Here is a 4812-nt window from a genome sequence, read left to right as displayed (position 1 = left end):
GAATCCAGCATGAAGACAGTACGGTTTCGCCAAACGATTACCTGGCGCTCGCCCTTATTGCCCTGGCCTATGTGGTGTCGGAGATCATCCACGGGTATGGATTCCTGGCGGTTTTTGCAGCGGGCCTGGGGCTACGGCAAGCAGAAGTGCATTCGTCTGCAACGCCAAACGAACCGGCAGAGCATCTGGTTCAGCCCGTGGTTGGCCATCAGCACGTCGCACCCGAGCATGCCGTCAAGGGTGACGTGCAGGCACTGGAAGATTCGCAAATTGCTGCAGGGATCATGCTGGGGGACATGCTTGCCTTCGGCAGCCTGGTCGAGCGGGCGATGGAAGTGTTCCTGGTTACCCTGCTAGGCGTGGTATTGCTGGAGCACTGGGACTGGCGGGCGTTGATCGTCGCCGGGGCGCTGTTTTTGATCATTCGCCCGGCAGCCGTCATGCTGGTGCCATGGCGCACGGGTGCAAGCCTGGCGCAGCGCGGGCTGCTGGGGTGGTTCGGGATTCGCGGAATAGGCAGCTTCTACTACTTGTTCTACGCGATCAACCATGGGCTGCTACCCGCAGCGGCGCCCCAGGTTACCAACCTGGTGTTGTCCGCCGTGGCGCTCAGCATCCTTGTGCATGGGTTGACGGTGCAGCCGATTCTTGCGCGTTACAAGTCGAGCAACCCAAAAGATGAATAGGCCTGGATCAACCCAAGCGGTCTCGATCAGGGAGCAATTTGCTGATCAGCTGTGCAAGGTCTGCAATGGTCCATGGCTTGGGCAGGAACGCTGCATTTGCCGGGAGCGCATTCACTGGCACAACGGTGTGGCCCGAGGTCAATATCACGGGCACTTCCGGCCATCTTGTCCAGATCTCCCGTGCCAGATCCAGACCGTCCAGCGCGCCAGGCATGTGGATATCGGTAAAAACCAGTGCGGCATGCAGGCCCTCTGACAACAAACATAACGCCTCGTCTGCATTTGCGCAGACTGTGACCTGCTGGGCGTACAGTGACGTGAGGCTCTCGGCAGTGAGGTCTCTGAGCAGATCGTCGTCTTCTACTATCAGGATGTGGCCGCGCATAGGATTACCCGCTTCTCATAAGCGTTAGGGCACGCGCATATTTCATCGTTGCCCCTGCCCGATGAGTGGCGGTATACGCGTGAGCCTTGAAAACAGCTATCGTTGCTGGGCGAGAAGCGAAGCGCTTTGATTGGCGCGTCAAGGGCACAACGGGTGCCAATGAATATCTGGACGAAAAGACTATGCAGCAGCTTCCACCGGACGAAACGATCCGCGCGGCTTTGAAACGGTCGCATGAGCGGCTCCACCGCCAACATGAACTGGTGGTCGACTTCGCCGTGATGTCCCTCAAGGCTGCGGACCTCGACGCGTTGCTGACCCAAGCGTGCGTGGTGGTGGCCGAAGGCATGAAGACTCGTTTCGCGAAGGTGCTGCAGCCGCTGCCGGACGGCGAAGCATTTGTGTTGTCGCACGGCGTGGGCTGGGACCAATCCGACATAGGGCGTGCCACGGTCGGCTGGGACGTGGCCAGCCCGGCGGGATATGCACTGGCCACTTACCGGCCGGTACTGTCCAACCATCTGGGCATGGAAGACCGCTTTCGCACTCCTGAGCTGTTGAAGAAATACGGGATCGAGCGCGCCATCAACGTTCCGATCCGCGGCGCACTCAGTCCCTTTGGCGTACTTGAGGCGGACAGCAGCAATGGCGACGACTTCGTCGAGAGCGACCTGGTATTCCTGGAAGGCATATCCAATGTCATCTCCATGGCGGTCGAACGCATAACGGCTGGCGTCGAGGCGCCGCGGCCCGACCCCTATTCGGAGACCATACTCAACGCAAGTCCCGACTGTGTGAAGATTCTCTCGGCCAGTGGCGAGATCGAGTTCATGAACGAGGCCGGCCTGACGTTCCTGCACCTGGCCTCAACGGCAGACGTGCAAGGCCAGCGTTGGCCCGATCTCTGGCCTGAGGCGTCAAGGCCGTTGGTGTCGGAAGCCCTGGCCAAAGTGGCAACCGGCGATACCGCACGGTTCGAGGCGTACGGTCCGACTGCACCAGATGAGCCGAAATGGTGGGATGTGACGGTGGCGCCGATTGTGGGCGCGGATGGCGAGATCGAAAAACTCATTGCGGTGTCGCGGGACATCACCGAGCGCCACCGTTACGAGGCTGAACTGCTGTCGTTGATCGAGGTGCAGAACAGCCGGCAAAGCAGAAGCGAGCTTTACCTGGAGGAAATCCACCATCGGGTCAAGAACAGCCTTCACCTGGTGAACACGCTGCTGTTGCTGCAAGCCAACCTGACTACCGATGAAGCGGTGAGGCTGCAACTGGAAACGGCAGCAGGGCGCGTGGTTACCATCGCCAGCGTTCATGAGCGGCTGTACCAGAATGCCGAAGAACAGCAGGTGCTGGCCTCGGACTATCTGCATGCCTTGCTGGTTGACCTGGGCAAAGCGCTGGCCGAGCGCAAGATCGTGCTGCAAGCAGACAACTTTATCCTGCCCCCGGAGAGGATCGCTCCGCTGGGCCTGGTGATTTCCGAACTCATCACCAATGCGTTGAAATATGGCAAGGGCACCGTCGAGGTCCTCGTAGAGCACGCGGGCGATCACGCGCTGCTGACCGTCATGGACGAAGGTGAGGGGTTCCCAGCTACCTACCCGAAACCGACAGGCACGGGCCTTGGCATGCGCCTGGTGAAGAGTTATTCGGGGTATGGCAGTGCAGCGGTAACCGTGGACCGGCATGAAGGCAAAAGCTGTATCCACGTGCGTTTCAAGCTTTGAGGTGATACCCGTCGGTTGGCGCTGAAAGCGGCCTGTTTCGATGCTCGATTTGCCATCGGGGGCACCCGAATGCGTGTTATCCAGGCATCTCGGGCACTCAGAGGTTGTCGTCTGTATGGTAGTAGGGTTGCTACAGGCCTTGCCTCCGATGTCAGGATCTCTTATGCGTCCATCAAAAAGCTATCGAACGGTGCCAAGTCGAGCTTGCGACTATTTTCCCCCGCTTGAGCACCATCAGCCGGGCGGGCAGGTCAAGGATGACATCGGCGACGGACCGGGTATCCACGAGTATCAGGTCTGCGTCATTGCCCGGTGCCAGCCCATAGTTCTTCAGCCCAAGGGCTTTTGCCGGGTTGGTCGTGAGCATGGGGAGTACCGTGGCCTGGTCATCTGCTCCACCCAGGTGGCAGGCAGGTAGCGCCAATTGGGCAATATTCAGCAAGTCGCCTGTGCCGTACGGGGTGAACGCGTTGCGTATATTGTTCGTGGCCAGGCACACATTCACGCCGCCGTCACGCAACGCACGCACCGGCGCAAGCGAGCGGCGCACGTTATGGCTGTCGCCCCGGGCGCCGAGGTGCAAGTCGGTGGCCGGCAAGCACATCACGCTGATTCCCGCATCGCGGATCAGGCTGATAATGTCGGCCCGCCGTTCCGGTGCCACGGCGCCCAGGCTGGTCAGGTGACCTACACAGACGCGGCCCTGGTAGCCTTCCTTGAGGGTTTTGCGTGCGAGATATTCAATACTCATGTTATCTGCGGAATCGGCAAAATCCTGGTGAAAATCAATATCCTTGCCGAACTGCCTGGCAAGGTTGAACACATGGTCGATGTGCTCGTGCGGCGAACTGTCGTTGTAGGGGATGCCGCCGACGACATCGGCGCCTTTTTCCATGGCCGTGACCATCATCTGCTGCATGCCCGGTAGCTTCAGTATCCCTTCCTGGGGAAAGGCCACGACCTGTATATCAATCACTTCACGAAACTTTTTACGCAGCTCCAGCACAACGTCAAACCCGGTAAAGCCTTGCGTCGGGTCAAATTCGGCGTGCGCGCGTACATGGGTGGTGCCGGCCTGCACGAGTGACCGCAGTACTTGAGTCGAGCGCTCGAAAATATCTTCCTGGGTCAGCGTGGGCTTGAGTTCGGCCGTGACCGCTATCGCTTCCTTCAGGGTGCCGGAGCGATTGGCCTTGCGCTGCATGACATGGGCTTTTTCCAGATGCAGGTGCCCTTCGACGAAGGCCGGCATCAGTACATTTCCGTTACCCTGGACTTCCTGCTTCGCAGGCAGGGTGATGGCTGGGGAAATGCAGGCGATCTTGCCCTTGTCTATGGCGACATCCATGGTTGGCTGTCCGTCGGTGATGCGGACATTGCGAAAGATCAGATCCATTACATGTGCTCCTCAGCTTGAGTCCTGTTGACGATCAACCGTTGGAGCAACCATTGCCCATGGCCCGGTACTCGAGAATATGCCTGCGGCCATTGGAGTCTTCGTAGGTCATGCGTGCGGGCACTACCTCGCAAACCTCGGGCAATTGGCTGATCGATATGACTCTTGCGATATCCAGGGCTTGCGAGTAGCTGTACTGTTCCACCTGCACGTCATCGCTGGGCAGCGGTTCTGCGCCTGATGCCGCAGCGCACAGGCTACTGAGCACTACCAACAACAAAGCTTTCATTTTCAAATTCCTGTTCACGTGTTCGTCCTGCCAGGCACTTTTCGCATCGACAGGGATACAGTGGCGCTTGATGGCCCGGCGCCGTATGCAGACGCCGGGACACTTGAGGCGTTAGAACGGCTTGGTCGGCAGGTACTTGCCATCCAGGGTAATCACCGCGCGAGATCCGCCTTCCGGATCTTCGACTTTCTTGATATCCAGCTTGAAGTTGATGGCACTGATGATGCCGTCACCGAACTTCTCGTGGACCAGCGCCTTCAGCGTGGTGCCGTACACTTGCAGCATCTCGTAGAAACGGTAAACGGTCGGGTCGGTCGGCACGC

6 protein-coding genes are annotated in these 4812 nt (G+C 59.0%); 2 read left to right on the top strand and 4 right to left on the bottom strand.

Going from position 1 to position 4812, the window contains the following annotated elements; all coding sequences use genetic code 11:
- A partial coding sequence (locus HP546_RS25930; RefSeq protein WP_172231392.1) for a cation:proton antiporter occupies nt 1–686 on the top strand: 686 nt, incomplete at its 5' end.
- A gap of 7 nt (nt 687–693) precedes the next feature.
- Here HP546_RS25930 and HP546_RS25925 read toward each other — a convergent pair.
- Nucleotides 694–1071: a response regulator gene (locus HP546_RS25925; protein WP_172231389.1), complete on the bottom strand. Its 378-nt coding sequence runs from the start codon at nt 1069–1071 to the stop codon at nt 694–696.
- A 182-nt stretch (nt 1072–1253) separates the two neighbouring features.
- Between HP546_RS25925 and HP546_RS25920 the strand changes: the two genes are divergently transcribed.
- Complete coding sequence (locus HP546_RS25920) at nt 1254–2804, top strand: sensor histidine kinase (protein WP_172231395.1); 1551 nt, start codon at nt 1254–1256, stop codon at nt 2802–2804.
- 172 nt (nt 2805–2976) lie between these two features.
- On the opposite strand, the gene HP546_RS25915 is transcribed toward HP546_RS25920, so the two are convergent.
- The 3 genes from HP546_RS25915 to cynS form a co-directional block, all read right to left on the bottom strand.
- Entirely contained in the window at nt 2977–4200 is a 1224-nt protein-coding gene (locus tag HP546_RS25915; protein ID WP_172231386.1) for an amidohydrolase family protein, read from the bottom strand.
- A 34-nt stretch (nt 4201–4234) separates the two neighbouring features.
- A complete protein-coding gene (locus HP546_RS25910) occupies nt 4235–4489 on the bottom strand; it encodes a DUF2790 domain-containing protein (protein ID WP_172231383.1) in 255 nt (84 codons plus the stop codon).
- A 111-nt stretch (nt 4490–4600) separates the two neighbouring features.
- On the bottom strand, nt 4601–4812 hold a 212-nt coding region (cynS, locus tag HP546_RS25905; RefSeq protein WP_172231380.1), incomplete at its 5' end, for a cyanase.

The sequence above is a fragment of the Pseudomonas sp. CM25 genome, assembly GCF_013179705.1.
Classification (GTDB): Bacteria; Pseudomonadota; Gammaproteobacteria; order Pseudomonadales; family Pseudomonadaceae; genus Aquipseudomonas.
This window is presented reverse-complemented; position numbering and strand designations above follow the sequence as displayed.

Excerpts from the sequence above, each read along its gene's own strand:
- HP546_RS25920 (WP_172231395.1), top strand. The coding sequence starts at position 1,254 with ATGCAGCAGCTTCCACCGGACGAAACGATCCGCGCGGCTTTGAAACGG.
- HP546_RS25915 (WP_172231386.1), bottom strand. The coding sequence starts at position 4,200 with ATGGATCTGATCTTTCGCAATGTCCGCATCACCGACGGACAGCCAACC.
- HP546_RS25925 (WP_172231389.1), bottom strand. The coding sequence starts at position 1,071 with ATGCGCGGCCACATCCTGATAGTAGAAGACGACGATCTGCTCAGAGAC.
- HP546_RS25910 (WP_172231383.1), bottom strand. The coding sequence starts at position 4,489 with ATGAAAGCTTTGTTGTTGGTAGTGCTCAGTAGCCTGTGCGCTGCGGCA.